Origin of the sequence: Variovorax sp. RO1 (assembly GCF_002849325.1) — a bacterium.
Taxonomy (GTDB): Bacteria; Pseudomonadota; Gammaproteobacteria; order Burkholderiales; family Burkholderiaceae_C; genus Variovorax.
In genome coordinates this window covers 200,972-217,073 of record NZ_PKMT01000008.1, presented here as the reverse complement: position 1 = coordinate 217,073, position 16,102 = coordinate 200,972, and the positions used below count along the sequence as shown (strand labels likewise).

The 16,102-nt window shown below is 69.0% G+C and carries 12 protein-coding genes; 10 read left to right on the top strand and 2 right to left on the bottom strand.

Annotated elements, in window-relative coordinates; genetic code table 11:
- Window positions 1-46: 46 nt before the first annotated feature.
- Window positions 47-421: a TssQ family T6SS-associated lipoprotein gene (locus CY658_RS29290; protein ID WP_225616869.1), complete on the bottom strand. Its 375-nt coding sequence runs from the start codon at window positions 419-421 to the stop codon at window positions 47-49.
- 170 nt (window positions 422-591) lie between these two features.
- Between CY658_RS29290 and tssJ the strand changes: the two genes are divergently transcribed.
- The 6 genes from tssJ to CY658_RS29260 all read left to right on the top strand — a co-directional run bounded on the left by tssJ (window position 592) and on the right by CY658_RS29260 (window position 10,444).
- Window positions 592-1,116 carry a type VI secretion system lipoprotein TssJ gene (tssJ, locus tag CY658_RS29285; protein ID WP_101493510.1) on the top strand — a complete coding sequence of 175 codons (525 nt, stop codon included), beginning with the start codon at window positions 592-594 and terminating at the stop codon, window positions 1,114-1,116.
- 243 nt (window positions 1,117-1,359) lie between these two features.
- On the top strand, window positions 1,360-2,655 hold the full coding sequence (gene tssK, locus CY658_RS29280) for a type VI secretion system baseplate subunit TssK (RefSeq protein WP_374221145.1): 1,296 nt from the start codon (window positions 1,360-1,362) through the stop codon (window positions 2,653-2,655).
- 8 nt (window positions 2,656-2,663) lie between these two features.
- A complete protein-coding gene (locus CY658_RS29275) occupies window positions 2,664-4,049 on the top strand; it encodes a DotU family type VI secretion system protein (protein ID WP_101493508.1) in 1,386 nt (461 codons plus the stop codon).
- Entirely contained in the window at window positions 4,049-7,684 is a 3,636-nt protein-coding gene (gene tssM, locus CY658_RS29270) for a type VI secretion system membrane subunit TssM (protein WP_101493507.1), read from the top strand. Before CY658_RS29275 ends, tssM begins: the two co-directional genes overlap by 1 nt.
- Window positions 7,685-7,711: 27 nt before the next feature.
- Entirely contained in the window at window positions 7,712-8,455 is a 744-nt protein-coding gene (gene tagF, locus CY658_RS29265; RefSeq protein WP_101493506.1) for a type VI secretion system-associated protein TagF, read from the top strand.
- Window positions 8,456-8,491: 36 nt separating this feature from the next.
- Complete coding sequence (locus tag CY658_RS29260; RefSeq protein ID WP_101493505.1) at window positions 8,492-10,444, top strand: serine/threonine-protein kinase; 1,953 nt, start codon at window positions 8,492-8,494, stop codon at window positions 10,442-10,444.
- 12 nt (window positions 10,445-10,456) lie between these two features.
- Here the strand turns inward: CY658_RS29260 and CY658_RS29255 are convergent, their stop codons facing one another.
- Window positions 10,457-11,995, bottom strand: coding sequence for a YifB family Mg chelatase-like AAA ATPase (locus CY658_RS29255; RefSeq protein WP_101493504.1), 1,539 nt, complete (start codon window positions 11,993-11,995; stop codon window positions 10,457-10,459).
- 217 nt (window positions 11,996-12,212) lie between these two features.
- On the opposite strand from CY658_RS29255, the gene CY658_RS29250 reads away from it, so the two are divergent.
- From CY658_RS29250 to CY658_RS29235, 4 genes are all read left to right on the top strand, one after another.
- The gene (locus CY658_RS29250; protein WP_101493503.1) at window positions 12,213-13,079 is read left to right on the top strand and encodes a TorF family putative porin; all 867 of its coding nucleotides are present in this window, start codon (window positions 12,213-12,215) and stop codon (window positions 13,077-13,079) included.
- A 70-nt stretch (window positions 13,080-13,149) separates the two neighbouring features.
- Window positions 13,150-13,488 (top strand): P-II family nitrogen regulator, encoded by a 339-nt coding sequence (gene glnK, locus CY658_RS29245; protein ID WP_056583732.1) that lies wholly within the window; start codon window positions 13,150-13,152, stop codon window positions 13,486-13,488.
- 29 nt (window positions 13,489-13,517) lie between these two features.
- Window positions 13,518-14,951, top strand: coding sequence for an ammonium transporter (locus CY658_RS29240; protein ID WP_101493502.1), 1,434 nt, complete (start codon window positions 13,518-13,520; stop codon window positions 14,949-14,951).
- Between the two features lie 208 nt (window positions 14,952-15,159).
- Entirely contained in the window at window positions 15,160-16,089 is a 930-nt protein-coding gene (locus tag CY658_RS29235) for an SMP-30/gluconolactonase/LRE family protein (RefSeq protein WP_101493501.1), read from the top strand.
- Window positions 16,090-16,102 lie beyond the last annotated feature (13 nt).

Here is a 16,102-nt window from a genome sequence, read left to right as displayed (position 1 = left end):
ATGTTCGTCGCGGCATGAGCACTGCGCGGCCGTGGCCGGCCGCGTGTCATCCGCGCTTCATCTTCTTCGCGGCCTCGAACGCGGGGCCCCACACGGGGTGGGTGCGTTCCGCGACGTTCAGGTCGAAGCTCGGGAACACATCGAGGAGCTTGCGGAATTGCGTGCGGCATTCCGCGATCTGGTTGTTCACGCAGTAGCTGAAGGCTTCGAGCTTCAATGCAGCGAGCCGCGTCACGGGCTCGGCCCCGTCGAACACCGACACGCCGCCGCTCTTCAGTGTGGAGATGGCCTTGGCGTAGTCGCCGGTGTCGTAGGCCTGCTGCGCACGTTCGAGCGTGGTGCGCGCCACTTGCTGGCTCAGGCGTTCGGGTTGCTGCGATGCATCCGGGGTGCTCTGGCAGCCGCTCAACAGCGCAAGCATGAAGGCAAAAGACAGAACAGGCAGGCAAGACTTCAATCTTTTCTCCTACTTCGCGAGAGGCAATTCGTGAGTGAGGGTGTGCTGTGCATCGTGATGCAACAACACGCAATGCACACCGTGCGCGTGCATGGTTTCGATAATATAGATCGCGAAGCTTTCAGGGAGATCTCATGCATCGACGGACCTTGATTCAAGGCGCATTGGCAACACCACCGTTGCTCGCAGGCCTCTCTGGCATTGCAGGATGCGCATCGACAGCGAAGTCGATGCCCACGCCGTATGCCATCACCGTGCGCATCGACGAGGGCGTGAATCCCGACGGCCGCGGCCAGTCCGCACCGATTCTCGTGAAGGTCTTCGAACTGAAATCTTCCGGCAACTTTGAGACGGCAGACTACTTCGCGCTGCAGGACCGCGACCGCGAGACGCTCATGACCGAACTCGTGAACGCGGACCAGGCCATCTTGCGCAGCGGCGAGGAACGCGTGTTCAAGCGCGAGGCCGGACTCGACTCGCGCGCCATCGGCGTGATCGCCGGTTATCGCAAGCTGGAAGCGGCTCGGTGGCGCATCGTGCTGCCGTTGAAGGAGCCCAAGCAAACGAATCTTTACAAGGTGTGGCAGTTTTCTCCGAGCGAGCAGGGCGTGCGCATCGCGGTGCGCAAGAGCGGGCTCGAAGTGCTACCAAGTCGTTAAGTTTCAGTGCGCGCTAATACAAAAGTGCAGCGCATCTGCCTCTGAAAAGTCGTGCAGAACGCAAGAGGCGCCGTGTAGCATCAGACGCGAATAAAGATCGAGCGGGGAGCCGCTGAACAGCGCATTCCCCGCCTCCGTGTGAGCACTCCAGGAGGTTCTTTGGTGACAGTTCGCAACGCGGGCGCGGCCGGTCAGGGCGCCCAACCTCAGGCATTGGCGAATCGCGTGGTGTGGTCCGAAGGCATGTACCTGCGGCCCCAGCACTTCCAGCAGATGGAGCGCTATGTCGAGCAGTACGTCACTCGCCGCACCGCGGGCATGCAGGGTGCCTACTGGGGATGGCTGCATCTGGACATCGACCGCGATGCCTTCGCGCTCGGCCGTGTGTCGCTGCTCGCCGGTGCGGGCGTGCTGCCCGACGGCACGCCGTTCTCGTTCGGCCTCGAAGACGCACCGATGCCCTTCGATGTGCCCACCGATCTCACCGACGAACTCATCGTGCTCGCGCTGCCTTTGCGCCGGCCCGGCAGCGAAGAGGTGATCTTCTCGGAAGACGAAGGCTCGGCCGCGCGCTTCGGCGTGGTCGAACGCGAAGTGGCCGACGGCAACGCGGTCGCGCTCGGCCCCGCGGTGCTGCAGCTGGCCAAGCCGCGCCTGCGGCTGGCGCGCGCGTCGTCGCTCACCGCCGAGTGGCAGGCCATCGGCGCGGTGCGCGTGATCGAGCGGCGCACCGACCACAAGCTGGTGGTCGATGCCAACTACATACCGCCGGTGCTCGATGCCTCGGCGCACCCGATGCTGCGCAGCATGACGGCCGAGTTGCACGGCCTGCTCACGCAGCGTTCCGAAGCGCTGGCCTCGCGGCTGTCGCAACCGGGGCGCGGCGGCGTGAGCGAGGTCTCCGACTTCCTGCTGCTGGAGCTGGTCAATCGCTACCTCGCACTCACCTGGCATGCGCAGCAGGCGGTGCAGGTGCACCCCGAGACGCTGTTCGTCGACTGGCTCAAGCTGGCCTGCGACCTCGCCACGCACACCTCGCCCACGCGCCGTCCGGTGGTGTGGCCGGTGTACGACCACGACAACCTCAACGAGAGCATCCGCCCGTTGATGGAAGAGCTGCGGCGTTCGCTGTCGGCGGTGCTCGAGCAGAGCGCCATCGCCATCGAACTCGAAGAGCGCAGCCACGGCGTGCGCGTGGGCCGCATGCCCGACCCGGTGCTGGTGCGCAACGCGGCCTTCGTGCTCGCGGTGCATGCCGACCTGCCGGCCGATGCCGTGCAGCAGCGCTTTCCGACGCAGGTCAAGATCGGCTCGGTCGAGCGCATCCGCGACCTCGTGCAGCTGCAGCTGCCCGGCGTGGTCGTGCGCTCGCTGCCGGTGGCGCCGCGCCAGATCCCGTACCACGCGGGCTACCACTACTTCGAACTCGACAAGGGCGGCGACATGTGGCGCCAGCTCGAGAAATCGGGCGGCGTCGCCATGCACCTGGCCGGCGACTTTCCGGGGCTCGCCATGGAGTTCTGGGCCATCCGTCCGTGAGGGACCCTATGAACGGTGCCAATGACATGGCCGTCGGCCCGGGAGGCTTCGTGCCGCCCAACCCGGGCGGCGGTGCGAACACCAGCAGCGGCCCGGGGTCGCAGCAACCCCAACCACCGCAGCCCCAGCCCGATGCCTTCACCGCGTGGCACGACGCGCGGCGCCCGCATGCGGGCGACACGGCGCTGGCGGGCAACAACCCGTTGGTGGCGGCGGCCAATCCGCTGCTCGACCTGATCCCGCAGATCCGCGCCACCGGCCACCATCCGGCGCCCGCGCAATTGCGCGAGCACCTCGTCGACGAGGTGCGGCGTTTCGAGACGCGCGCGCAGCAGGCCGGCATTGCGCCCGAAGTGATCATCGGCGCGCGCTACTGCCTGTGCACCGCGGTCGACGAGGCCGCGGCGCTCACGCCATGGGGCGGCAGCATCTGGTCGTCGCAGAGCCTGCTCGTGATGTTCCACAACGAGACCTGGGGCGGCGAAAAATTCTTCCAGCTGCTGTCGCGGCTGGTGCAGAACCCGCAGCAGCACCTGCACCTCATCGAGCTCATCTACTTCTGCCTGGCCATGGGCTTCGAGGGGCGATTTCGCGTCATCGACAACGGCCGATCGCAGCTCGAAACGCTCAAGCAGCGGCTGCTGCAGATCATCCGGCAGACGCGCGGCGAAATCGCCGTGCCGCTGTCGCCGCACTGGCAGGACGCGAGCGCGCCCGTGCGCCGCACGCGCCACTGGCTGCCGGTGTGGGCCGTGGGCGCGGTGGCGGCGGTGCTGCTGGTGCTGGTGTTCGCGGTGCTCACCTTCAACCTCGCGGGCCATTCCGACGGCGCGTTCTCGGCCGTGAGCGCGGTGCGCCTGCCGCAGACGCAGCGCGCGGTGGCAGCGCCCGTGGCGGTGCAGCCACGCCTGCAGCGCTTTCTCGAACCCGAGATCCGCGACGGCCTGCTCACGGTGCGCGACGAGGCCGACCGCAGCGTGGTGGTGCTGCGCGGCGATGGCCTGTTCGCCTCGGGCTCCGACCGCGTGCTCGACCGCTACGCGCCGGTGCTCGCGCGCGTGGCCGACGCGCTCAATGCGGTGGAAGGCAACGTGCTGGTCAGCGGCTTCAGCGACGACCAGCCGATCCGCAGCGTGCGCTTCCCGTCGAACTGGCAGCTCTCGCAGGCGCGCGCCGATGCGGTGAAGACCATGATCGGCCGGCGCCTCACACGGCCCGAGCGCCTGCGCGCCGAAGGCCGCGGCGATGCCGATCCGCTGGTGCCCAACGACTCGGCGGCCAACCGCGCGCGCAACCGGCGCGTCGAGGTGACGCTGCTGGTGGCGCCGGTGGCGGGCGTGCCCGTGCCGGGGTCTGCGCCGCAGCAACAGCCATCGCAAGGAGGAACCCGCTGATGCTGCGCGCGCTCTTCCGTTTTCTCGTCAGCCGCGACCTCTGGGTCTTGTTCGGGCTGATCGCGCTCGCGTTCCTGATCTGGGTCATCGGCCCGGTGATCGCCGTCGGCCGCTACCGCCCGCTCGAAAGCGAGTTCGTGCGCATCGTCGTCATCGCGCTGATGTTCGGCGTGTGGCTGCTGCGCGTGGCGTATCGCAAGTGGCGCGAGCGCCGCCTCAACGCGCAGCTGCTGCACCAGCTGCGCACGCCGTCGCCCAAGGCGAAGGAGGCCAAGCCCGAAGAGGCGCCCGAGATCAAGGAGCTGCACAGCGGCTTCTCCGACGCCACGGCGGTGCTGAAGAACATGCGCTTCGCCCCGGGCCCCGGCGGCAAGGCGGCCGGCCGCTTCGCGCTGTTCGACCGGCAGTACCTGTACCAGCTCCCCTGGTACATCTTCATCGGCGCACCGGGCTCGGGCAAGACGACGGCGCTGGTCAACTCCGACCTCGACTTTCCGCTCGCCGACCAGCTCGGCAAGGCGGCCGTGCGCGGCATCGGCGGCACGCGCAACTGCGACTGGTGGTTCACCAACGAGGCCGTGCTCATCGACACGGCCGGGCGCTACACCACGCACGAGAGCCACCGCGAGACCGACGAGGGCGAGTGGAAGGGCTTCATCGAGTTGCTCAAGAAGTTCCGGCCGCGCCAGCCGATCAACGGCGCGATCCTCACCATCAGCATCGCCGACCTGCCGCTGGCCGACGACGCGCAACGCGCGCGCCACGCGATGGCGCTGCGCAAGCGGCTGCTCGAACTGCGCAACGACCTGGGCATCAACTTCCCGGTGTACGTGCTGGTCACCAAGACCGACCTGCTGGCCGGCTTCAACGAGTACTTCGGCTCGCTGGGCCGCGCCGAGCGCCAACAGGTGTGGGGCTTCACCTTCCCGATCGAGGGCAACCCCGCGGACCCGGCCAAGGCCGACCTGCGCGAGCGCTTTCACCAGGAATACAAGCTGCTGCACCAGCGCCTGGACGAGCGCCTGCCCGAGCTGATGGCGACCGAGCCCGACCCGATGCGGCGCGCGCAGGCCTACCTGCTGCCGCAGCAGTTCGCGAGCTTCGAGGACATCCTGGGCACCTTCCTGGCCGACGTGTTCAACCCGTCGAAGTTCGAGGTGGCGCCGCTGCTGCGCGGCGTGTACTTCACCAGCGGCACGCAGGAGGGCACGGCCTTCGACCGCGTGATGGGCGCCATCAAGCGCTACCTGCAGGTGAACGCGCCGCCCGCGCCGCCGCCGGGTCCGGGCAAGAGCTACTTCCTCAAGGAGCTGCTGCAGCAGGTGATCTTCCGCGACGCGGGCGTGGCCGGCACCAACCTGCGCTGGTACCGCCGCCGCCGCGCGATCGACCTCGCGGGCTACGCGCTGGTCGGTCTGCTCGCGGTGGTGCTGCTGGGCGCGTGGGCCAACAGCTGGCGCCACAACAAGGCCTATGTGGCCGAGGTCGACGGCAATGCCAAGGCCTTCAACAAGGCCGCGGCGCGCGGCGAGCTGCCGACGGTGGTCGATTCGAGCGGCGACGTCGCAAGCTCGCTGCTCATCCTCGACCGACTGCGCGACCTGCCGAAGTCGGCCGAGTTCGACATCGGCGATCCGCCCGTGGGCTACCGCTTCGGGCTCTACCAGGGCGAGAAGCTGCAGGCCGCGACCGACGGCGTGTACCAGCGCGCGCTCGAAACGGTGCTGCTGCCGCAGGCCGCGCAACGCGTGGAGCAGTCGCTGCGCGAGGCCGCGAAGGCCGATGCCGAATACAGCTACGAGGCGCTCAAGGCCTACCTCATGCTGTACGACCCCGAGCGCTACGACGCCGACTTTCTGCAGGCCTGGCTGCTGACCGACGTCGATCGCAAGATCGGCGCCTCGCTCACGCGCGAGCAGCGCACGAACCTCGAGGCGCATTTGAAGACGCTGTTCGCCGACCGCGTCGTGACCTCGCCCTTCACCAAGGACGACAAGCTCATTGCGCAGACGCGCGAGCGCCTGGCCGGCGTGCCGCTCGCGCAGCGCTCGTACGCGCGGCTGCGCCGCATCCTCTTGCAGACCAGCGCGCCCAATGCCTTCACCATCGCCGAGGCGGGCGGTGCGGAGTCGGCACTGGTGGTCCGGCGCGCCAGCGGCAAGCCGCTGACCGACGGCATTCCCACGCTCTTCACCTACCGCGGCTACTGGGACATCTTCGACAAGCGCATGGCCGAGACCACGCTGGCGCTGGAGCAGGAAGACCGCTGGGTGCTGCAGATCCGTGCGCCGGGCATGGCCGACATCACCTCGCGCGAGCTGCTGCTGCGCGAGGTGCGGCGCCTGTACCTCACCGACTACATCCGCACCTGGGACGAGTACCTGGCCGACATCCGGCTGGCCGAGAGCAAGTCGCTGCTGCAGAGCATCCAGATGACGCGCGTGCTGTCGACGGGCGAGTCGCCGATGTCGCGCATCATCCGCGGCGCCGCGCGCGAAACCGACCTGCTGCGCAACCACGATGAGGCCGCGCGCAGCCTGCTCGACCAGGCGCAGAACCGCGTGACGAGCACGCGCGAACGCATCGAGCAGCTCATCGGCCAGCCCGACGGCAGCCAGCGCCGCAACACCGCGCCCGACCGGCCCGAGTCGCTGGTCGACAACCACTTCGCGCCGCTGCGCCGCATGGTGACCGCGCCCAAGGCCGGCGGCCAGACGCCGCTGGACCAGACGGCCGCGCTCATCAACGAGCTCTACACCTTTCTCACTGCCACCGACACCGCGCTGCGCAGCGGCAACATCCCGCCGTCGAGCGATGCCGTGACCAAGCTGCAGGCCGAAGCAGGGCGCCTTCCGGTGCCGTTCCAGGGCATGCTGAACGACCTGTCGGCCACCGCGTCGTCGAAGGCCGCGGCGGTGACGCGGCAGAACATCGGGCAGAACGCGGCCGCGACCATCGGGCAGTTCTGCAGCCAGGCGATTGCGGGGCGCTACCCGTTCGCGCGCGGCTCCAACCGCGACGTGGCGGCCGGCGACTTCGCGCAGCTCTTCGCGCCCGGCGGAATGATGGACGACTTCTTTCAAAAGAACCTCGCCTCGCAGGTCGACACCTCGGTCAACCCGTGGACCTTCAAGCGCGGCGTGGACGGCAGCGCGTCGGGGCGCTCGGCCTACCTCGATGCGTTCCAGAAGGCGCAGGCGATCCGCGACGTGTTCTTCTCGGGCATGGCGGGCGGGCGCACGCCGTCGTTCACGCTCGACATCCGGCCCGAGGACATGGACGCCACGCTCACGCAGTTCACGCTCGACATCGACGGCCAGACGGTGCGCTACGCCCATGGTCCGCAGGCGCCCAGCAGCATCAAGTGGCCCGGTCCGCGCAACAGCAACCAGGTGCGGCTGCAGGTGACGGTCGCCAACGGCACGCCGGCCGGCGGCATCGTGACCGAAGGGCCGTGGGCGCTGCACCGGCTGTTCGACAAGGCCTCGATCTCGTCGGGCCGCACGCCCGAATCGTTCAATGCGACCTTCGACCTGCAGGGCAAGAAGGTGGTGCTCGCGGTGACGGCCAACAGCGTCTACAACCCGCTGCGGCTGTCGCAGATGAACAGCTTCTCGTGCCCGGGGAAATCCTGAGATGAACCACATCAGCAGGGGCCTTGCATGAACAGCCCCCTCCCTCCGCAGGCCTGGTCGCCCGTCGACGAGCAGATCGGCTGGTACGGCAAGCTGCCGTCGGCCGGCGATTTTCTTTACCGCCGCATGCCGCGCGAGCTGCAGGCCTGGTGGGACCGCTGGATGCAGAACGGCCTGGGCAGCTTCAAGCGCTGGCCCGACGCGATGACGCGGCACTACGCGGTGGCGCCGGTCTGGAACTTCGCCATCCCCGCGACGCACGGCGTGAACGCGGTGCAGTTCGGCTGCATCGCGCCCAGCTGCGACCGCGTGGGCCGCTACTACCCGGCCTGCGTGACGCTGCAGGTGGACGCCAGCCGCTACCACCCCGCCGTGCTCGAAGGCTCGGCCGCGTGGTACTGGCAGTGCGGCAGCGCGCTGCTGCAGGCCATTCGCCACGGCGTGGCGCCCGACCTCTTCGACAGCCAGGTGCTGGCCGCGGGCCGCACGGGCTTTCGCACGGCCAGCGGCGGCTCGGACGACATCCTCTCGATCCTCGGCGCGGCCGCCGGCCCTGCTGCCAACGGCGCGTACGGTGCGCACGGCGCGAGCGCGCAGCAGCGCCTGGGCTGGCCCGAACTGCCGCTGTGCTTCGACCCCTTCGGCGGCACCAGCTACTGGTGGACCAACCAGGCCGATGGCTCGCCGCTGCGCACCGCGGCGCACGGCGGCGGGCTCAACACGCCGCTGTTCTCCCAGTTGTTTTCGCAAGGCCACGTGCCATGGGCATGACGCGCCCGATCCACCCGCAGGAAAAAGAGACACCCCATGACGACGCCCGCCAGCCCTAGCGTGACGCCCGACCCGCCGGAGGAGCGCCCCCATCCCCTCGGCACGGGCCACCGGCTCGACGAGTTCGAGCTGCTCGAGGTCATCGGCGAAGGCGGCTTCGGCATCGTCTACCGCGCCTACGACCACTCGCTGCAGCGCGAAGTGGCGGTGAAGGAATACATGCCCTCGATGCTCGCGCGCCGCGTGGGCGACAACAGCGTGCACGTGCGCTCCGAACGGCTCACAGCCACCTTCGCGGCGGGCCTGCGCAGTTTCATCAACGAGGCGCGCACGCTGGCGCAGTTCAGCCATCCGGCGCTGGTGCGCGTGCATCGTTTCTGGGAGGCGAACTCCACCGCCTACATGGCGATCCAGCTCTACAAGGGCCGCACGCTGCGCAAGCTGGCGGAGAGCGAGCCGGGCACGCTCACCGAGCCCTGGCTGCTGGGCATGCTGGGGCCGCTGCTGGGCGCGCTCGACACGCTGCACCACAGCCAGTGCTTCCACCGCGACATCGCGCCCGACAACATCTTCATCCAGCAGCAGGACGACCGCCCGGTGCTGCTGGACTTCGGCGCCGCGCGCAAGTCGATCGCCGACCTCGTCGACGAGGTCGCGGTGATGGTGAAGTCGGGCTACTCGCCGATCGAGCAGTACGCCGACGACAACACGCTGCTGCAGGGCGCATGGACCGACCTCTATGCGCTCGGTGCCGTGCTGTACCGCGCCGTGACCGGCCACCCGCCGCCCTCGGCCGTGGTGCGCAGCGTGCAGGACGCCTACGTGCCGCTGTCGTCGATGGACCGCGACGACCTGAGCCCGGCCTTCTGCGCCGCGGTGGACCACACGCTGGCCGTGCACAGCAAGGACCGCACGCAGACGGTGGCGGCCTTCGCGGCCGAGCTGGGGCTGGTGAAGCTGGGCGATCTCTATGTGGTGGACCGGTCGGTGCTGGCGACTGCTGCTGCTGCTGCTGTCGTGCCCGTCGCGGCGCCTGTGCCAGAGGAACAGCCGGAGCCGGAAGTGGAAGCGCCACCGCCCGCGCCCGAGGTGCAACCCGTGCCTGTGGAAGCGGCGCCCGCGCGCGCCCCGACACCCCCGCCGCCGTCGCCGGTCGCACGTCCGAAGAAGCCATCCAAGCGCCCGCCGTGGTTCCTCGTGGGCGGGCTGGTGCTCGCGCTGTTCGCGGTCGGTGGCTGGATCGGCTGGCGGCTCACGGCCAAGGCGCCTTCCGATCCGATGGTGGCGTCGGCACCACCGGCCGGCACGCCGATGTCCGACCCGGGCGCGCCGCCGGCGGCGATGCCGCCGGCAGGGACCGCCTCCGGGGCACCGCCTGCGTCCGCGCCCGCCGCATCGGCCAGCGCGCCGCTGAGCCCGCTCGACAACGTGCCCGTCGCTGCCGCGCCCGCGCCACCGGCTGCTCCGCCGGCCGAGCCCGAGGCACAGCCCGCGCAACCCGCGCAGCCGGCACCACCCGAAGCGCCGCCACCCCCTGACCCCGCCGTGGTCGCCGAGGTGGAAGACTGGAACCTGGCCCAGGCCGAGAACACCCGCGAAGGCTACGAGGCCTACCTGCGGCATCACCGCCGCGGCCTGCATGCGCGGGAGGCGCGCAACGCCATCGCCCAGCTCAACCGGCAGTCACCGCCGCCACCCGTGGCGGGCAGCAACCCCGTGCCGACCGTGGTCGCGGGCGCACCGCCGGCCGCACCGCCATCACCGGCTGCGGCACCCGGCATGGGCCGCGTGCAGTTCAACATCCGGCCCTGGGGCCAGGTCTTTGTCGACGGCGCAGACCGTGGCGTGAGCCCGCCGCTCAAGTCGCTGTCGCTGCGCCCGGGCATCTACACGATCGAGGTGCGCAACGGCGACCTCACGGCCTACCGCCAGCGCGTGACGGTGCAGGACAGCAAGTCCGCGCCGGTCGTGAGCCACGAGTTCAAGTAAAGGGGCCGCAGGTCAGGGCGCGCCGGTGCGCAATGCGCGCCGGTACTGCACCGCCTCCGCCACGTGCGCGACCTGCACCGTGTCCTGCGCCGCGAGGTCGGCGATGGTGCGCGCCACCTTCAGCGCACGGTGCGTGCTGCGCGCCGACCAGCCCAGCCGCGCGGCCGCCTGCTGCAGCAGCTGGCGCGCAGCTTTGTCGAGCACGGCGTGCGTGTCGATCGCGCGGCCTTGCAGCGCCTGGTTTGCATGGCCCTGGCGTTGCAGCGCGCGTTCGCGCGCGCTCACCACGCGCGCACGGATGCTGTCGGTCGATTCGCCCGCCGGCGCATCGAGCAGCTGCGGCGCCGACACGGCCGCCACTTCGATGTGCAGGTCGATGCGGTCCAGCAGCGGGCCGCTGAGCTTGCTCTGGTAGCGCGCGACGCGCTCGGGCGTGCAGCGGCAGGGCCTCAGCGTGGAGCCGAGGTAGCCGCATGGGCAGGGGTTCATCGCGGCGATGAGCTGGAAGCGCGCCGGAAACTCGGCGCGCCGGGCGGCGCGGGTGATCGTGATGGTGCCGGTCTCCAGCGGCTCGCGCAGTGCTTCGAGCGCGGCGCGCGTGAACTCGGGGAATTCGTCCAGGAACAGAACGCCGTGGTGCGCGCGCGAGATCTCGCCGGGCCGCGGCGGCGAACCACCGCCCACCAACGCCACCGCGCTCGCCGTGTGGTGCGGCGTGGCCGTCGGGCGGCTCATCCAGCGCTCGGGCGACAGCCGGCCGTCGAGGCTGGCGATGGCCGCGCTTTCCAGCGCCTCGTCCACGTTCATCGGCGGCAGCAGGCCGGCGAAACGGTGCGCGAGCATCGACTTGCCCGAGCCCGGCTCGCCCACCATCAAGAGGCTGTGGCCGCCGGCTGCGGCGATTTCGAGCGCGCGCTTGGCGCCCGTGTGGCCCTTGACGTCGGCCAGGTCGGCATAGCGCGGCGCGCCGTCGCCGGGCACGGCGCGCACGCGGGCCCAGCCGTCGTCGGTCGCATCGACGGGCCCGCCGCCGCCGACAACGAACTGCCGCACCACGTCGAGCAGGTGCCGGGCGCCGTACACCTCGGCGCCCGGCATCAGCGCGGCCTCGTGGGCGCTGTCCATGGGCAGTACGAGCCGCACGGCGGTGCCCTGCGTGTAGGTGGCCACGGCCATCGCGAGCGCGCCGCGCACGGGACGCAATTCGCCCGACAGCGACAGCTCGCCGGCGAACTCGTGGCCGGCCAGCCGGTGGTTCTCGATCTGCCCGCTGGCCGCGAGGATGCCCAGGGCGATGGGCAGGTCGAAGCGGCCCGAGTCCTTCGGCAGATCGGCGGGGGCGAGATTCACCACGATCTTCTTGTTCGTCGGAAATTCGAGCCCGGCGTTCTGGATCGCCGAGCGCACGCGTTCGCGCGCTTCCTTCACCTCGGTCTCGGCCAGCCCGACCAAAGTGAAGCTTGGCAGGCCGTTCGCCAGATGCACCTCGACCGTGACGGCGGCGGCTTCCAGGCCGAGCAAGGCGCGGCTTTGCACCAAAGACAGACTCATTTTTCTTCCTCTCCCCAAGTTGGTGCGCTTGCGACATGCAAGCCCAAGACCGTGCAGCGTGCAAGCGTGTGCAACTGCCGGAAACAGGGCTTGTAACGATTTGGCGCTCACCGCCGGGCATGGCCGCCCTCTGGCCGGGGCGGTATCTGTGCACTTTGGCACGCTCCCTGCTTTGAGGGTGCTCAGGTCCAACAACACACTTGCGAGGAGTTCCCTGATGACGCACCGTACCGCCGCCCAGGCGTTGATCGTTCTGGCCACCGCCCTGACCGCCTCCGGCGCCGCCATGGCCCAGGCCGCCGACGCCGCCGCACCAGCGCCCGCGCCCCTGCTCACGGGCAATGTCTCGCTGACCACGAACTACAAGTTCCGCGGCCAGGACCAGGACATGATCGGCAAGAACGACTACGCCAAGACCAAGGGCTTCAAGCCCGCCATCCAGGGCGGCTTCGACTACGCCTTCGGCGACAGCGGCTTCTACGTCGGCAACTGGAACTCCAGCGTCAACTGGCTCAAGGGCAACAGCATCGAGAGCGACCTGTACGGCGGCTACAAGTTCAAGGCCGGCCCGGTCGACATGGACGTCGGTGCGCTCACCTACATCTACCCGGGCAACTCGGTGGGCAACACCACCGAGCTCTACGTGGGTGCCACCTACGCCAACGAAAGCATCGGTTCGTTCACGGCCAAGTACTCGCACACGGTGTCCAAGGACTACTTCGGCTACGCCGGCGCCAAGACGGGCTCGGGCCTGAAGGGCCGCAACACCGGCTACCTGAACCTGGCCTACAGCAAGGAGATCGTGCCCAAGGTCACGCTCAAGGCCGCCGTCGGCTTCACCAACATGTCCAGCGACATCCGCAGCCTGGGCTACAAGAGCTACGTCGACTACAACGTCGGCGCGACCTACGACTTCGGCAGCGGCCTGACGCTCACGGGCTCGGTGCAGGGCGCCAACAAGAAGTCCAACTACCAGGTCGTGGCCTACCCGGGCATCGACATCCCCGACTTCGGTACCTTCGGCACCACCTACTACTCGCCCAACAAGGCGCGCTTCATCCTCACGCTGACGAAGACGCTGTAATCGACACAACAACCAGGCGCGGCCCACGTTGCCGCGCCGCCTTTCATCCATCCAGAAGGAGCAACTCATCATGAAGCTGGTCACAGCCATCATCAAACCGTTCAAGCTCGACGAGGTGCGTGAAGCACTCTCGGCCATCGGCGTGCAGGGCATCACCGTCACGGAAGTGAAGGGCTTCGGTCGCCAGAAGGGCCACACCGAGCTGTACCGCGGTGCCGAGTACGTGGTCGACTTCCTGCCCAAGGTGAAGATCGAGGCGGCCATCTCCGACGAGCTGGTCGACCGCGTGATCGAGGCGGTCGAGGGGGCCGCGCGCACCGGGAAGATCGGCGACGGCAAGATCTTTGTCTACAACCTCGAGCAGGTCGTGCGCATCCGCACCGGCGAAACGGGCCGCGAAGCCCTCTGATCGAGTCCTGGCCCGAAAGAACAACGACTATGAAAAAACTTCTCGTCTCTCTTGCGCTCGGTTTGAGCGTCTTCGTCGCCGGCACTTCGGCGCTGGCCCAGGCACCCGCTGCCGCTCCTGAAGCAGCGGCTGCATCGGCACCTGCCGCACCCGCTGCTGCAGCGCCCGCGCCCGCAGCGGCTGCAGCACCCGCAGCCGCCAAGGCCGCACCCGCCGCTCCGGCTGCGGCACCTGCTCCGAAGGTCGACTCCGGCGACACCGCCTGGATGCTCACCTCGACGCTGCTCGTGATCCTGATGACCATCCCCGGCCTGGCGCTGTTCTACGGCGGCCTGGGCCGCTCCAAGAACATGCTGTCGGTGCTGATGCAGGTCTTCGTGATCTTCTCGCTCATCAGCATCCTGTGGGCCATCTACGGCTACAGCCTGGCGTTCACGGGCGACGGCAATTTCTTCGGAAGCTTCGACAAGATCTTCATGAAGGGCATCACGCAGGAGACCTTCGGCGCGCTGACCACGATTCCTGAATACGTGTTCGTCGCCTTCCAGGGCACCTTCGCGGCCATCACCGTGGCGCTGATCGTCGGCGCCTTTGCAGAGCGTGCCAAGTTCTCGGCCGTGCTGCTGTTCTCGGTGATCTGGTTCACCTTCAGCTACGTGCCGATGGCCCACATCGTGTGGGGCGGCGGCCTGCTGGGCAAGGACGGCGCGCTCGACTTCGCGGGCGGCACCGTGGTGCACATCAACGCCGGTATCGCCGGCCTGGTCGGTGCCTACATGATCGGCAAGCGCGTCGGCTACGGCAAGGAAGCGTTCACGCCGCACTCGCTCACGCTCACCATGGTCGGCGCCTCGCTGCTGTGGGTTGGCTGGTTCGGCTTCAACGCGGGTTCGGCAGGTGCTGCCAACGCCGCTGCGGGTCTGGCCTTCATCAACACGGTGCTCGCCACCGCTGCCGCGGCCCTGTCGTGGATCCTGGGTGAGAGCCTGCACAAGGGCAAGGCCTCGATGCTGGGCGCTGCGTCCGGTGCCGTGGCCGGCCTCGTGGCTGTCACGCCCGCCGCTGGTTTCGTCGGCCCGATGGGTTCGATCGTGCTGGGCCTGCTGGCCGGCCTGGTCTGCCTGTGGGGTGTGGGCGGCCTCAAGCGCATGCTCGGTGCCGACGACGCGTTCGACGTGTTCGGCGTGCACGGTGTGGGCGGCATCCTGGGTGCCATCCTGACCGGTGTGTTCGCAGCCAAGGGCCTGGGCGGCACCGGCGGCCTGACCCCCGACACCTTCACGATGGGCGGCCAGGTCTGGATCCAGGTCAAGAGCGTGCTGTTCACGATCGTGTGGTCCGGCGTGGTGGCGTTCATCGCCTTCAAGATCGCCGACCTGACCCTCGGCCTGCGTGTGTCGGAAGAAGAAGAGCGCGAAGGCCTCGACATCTCCTCGCACGGCGAAACGGCTTACAACCGCTGATTCGCACACACAGACAGCGGGCGGTCCGGCACGGCGCCGGCCCCCGCGCTTCAAAGACCACCACCACCCTTTTTCGATACAAAGAAGAACAACAGATCCCGAGTTTTTCAGGCGAGTCTCCTTTGGATGTTCAGCCCGCGAGCGCTTCGGCGTCAGCGGGCTTTTTTTTGCCCGCTGCCCGCGTGGCCGGGGGCACAATCGCCCCACCATGTGGACCTCCATCGAAGACAGCCTCTGCGAACTGGGTGAATCGCCGTTCTGGCACCCGCACGAACGCGCGCTCTACTGGCTCGACATCCCGGGCCGCGCCGTGCTGCGCACGCGCGGCGACATCGGTTCGCCCACCGCCACCGTCGAGCGATGGGCGCTGCCCACCGAACCCGGCTGCATGGCGCCGGCACGCAGCGGCGGCCTCGTGATCGCGCTGCGCGACGGCATCTACCGCGCCCGCGAATGGGGCGGCGAACTGGTCGCGATGGCGCGCGTGGAGCACGACGTGCGCACCATGCGCTTCAACGACGGCAAGTGCGACGCGCTCGGCCGCTTCTGGGCTGGCTCGCTCAACGAGGCGAAAGACCGCGCCAATGCCGCGCTCTACTGCTTCGACGCGCGGCCAGGGGACGTCTCGCCCAACATCACGTCGATGCTGGAACATGTCACCACCGCCAACGGCCTGGCGTTCTCGCCCGACAACCGCACGCTCTACTGGGCCGACACCGCCGCGCACGCGGTGCGCGCCTGGGACTGGGACGCCGAGGCCAACACGCTCTCGCATGCGCGCGTGTTCCAGCAGTTCGACGTCAAGCCCGCGGGCTGGGTACCCGGCGCGCCTTCGCACTACGACGGTCGCCCCGACGGCGCCACCATCGACGCCGCCGGCCACTACTGGGTCGCGATGTTCGAAGGCGCGCAGCTGCTGCGCTTTGCGCCCTCGGGCGAGCGCGTGGCGGCCATCGCGGTGCCCGTGCAATGCCCGACCATGCCCTGCTTCGGCGGCGACGATTTGCGCACGCTGTTCGTCACCAGCGGACGCAAGGGCCGCCCGGCCGACGAGCTGGTGCAGCGCCCGGCCTCGGGCACGGTGCTCTCGATGCGCGTCGACACGCCGGGCCTGCCGGTCAGCTTCTTCGAAGACTGAGCCTTCCGGCGCC

Excerpts from the sequence above, each read along its gene's own strand:
- tagF (WP_101493506.1), top strand. The coding sequence starts at position 7,712 with ATGAACAGCCCCCTCCCTCCGCAGGCCTGGTCGCCCGTCGACGAGCAG.
- CY658_RS29235 (WP_101493501.1), top strand. The coding sequence starts at position 15,160 with ATGTGGACCTCCATCGAAGACAGCCTCTGCGAACTGGGTGAATCGCCG.
- tssJ (WP_101493510.1), top strand. The coding sequence starts at position 592 with ATGCATCGACGGACCTTGATTCAAGGCGCATTGGCAACACCACCGTTG.
- CY658_RS29255 (WP_101493504.1), bottom strand. The coding sequence starts at position 11,995 with ATGAGTCTGTCTTTGGTGCAAAGCCGCGCCTTGCTCGGCCTGGAAGCC.
- CY658_RS29260 (WP_101493505.1), top strand. The coding sequence starts at position 8,492 with ATGACGACGCCCGCCAGCCCTAGCGTGACGCCCGACCCGCCGGAGGAG.
- CY658_RS29290 (WP_225616869.1), bottom strand. The coding sequence starts at position 421 with ATGCTTGCGCTGTTGAGCGGCTGCCAGAGCACCCCGGATGCATCGCAG.
- CY658_RS29250 (WP_101493503.1), top strand. The coding sequence starts at position 12,213 with ATGACGCACCGTACCGCCGCCCAGGCGTTGATCGTTCTGGCCACCGCC.
- tssK (WP_374221145.1), top strand. The coding sequence starts at position 1,360 with ATGTACCTGCGGCCCCAGCACTTCCAGCAGATGGAGCGCTATGTCGAG.
- CY658_RS29240 (WP_101493502.1), top strand. The coding sequence starts at position 13,518 with ATGAAAAAACTTCTCGTCTCTCTTGCGCTCGGTTTGAGCGTCTTCGTC.
- tssM (WP_101493507.1), top strand. The coding sequence starts at position 4,049 with ATGCTGCGCGCGCTCTTCCGTTTTCTCGTCAGCCGCGACCTCTGGGTC.
- CY658_RS29275 (WP_101493508.1), top strand. The coding sequence starts at position 2,664 with ATGAACGGTGCCAATGACATGGCCGTCGGCCCGGGAGGCTTCGTGCCG.
- glnK (WP_056583732.1), top strand. The coding sequence starts at position 13,150 with ATGAAGCTGGTCACAGCCATCATCAAACCGTTCAAGCTCGACGAGGTG.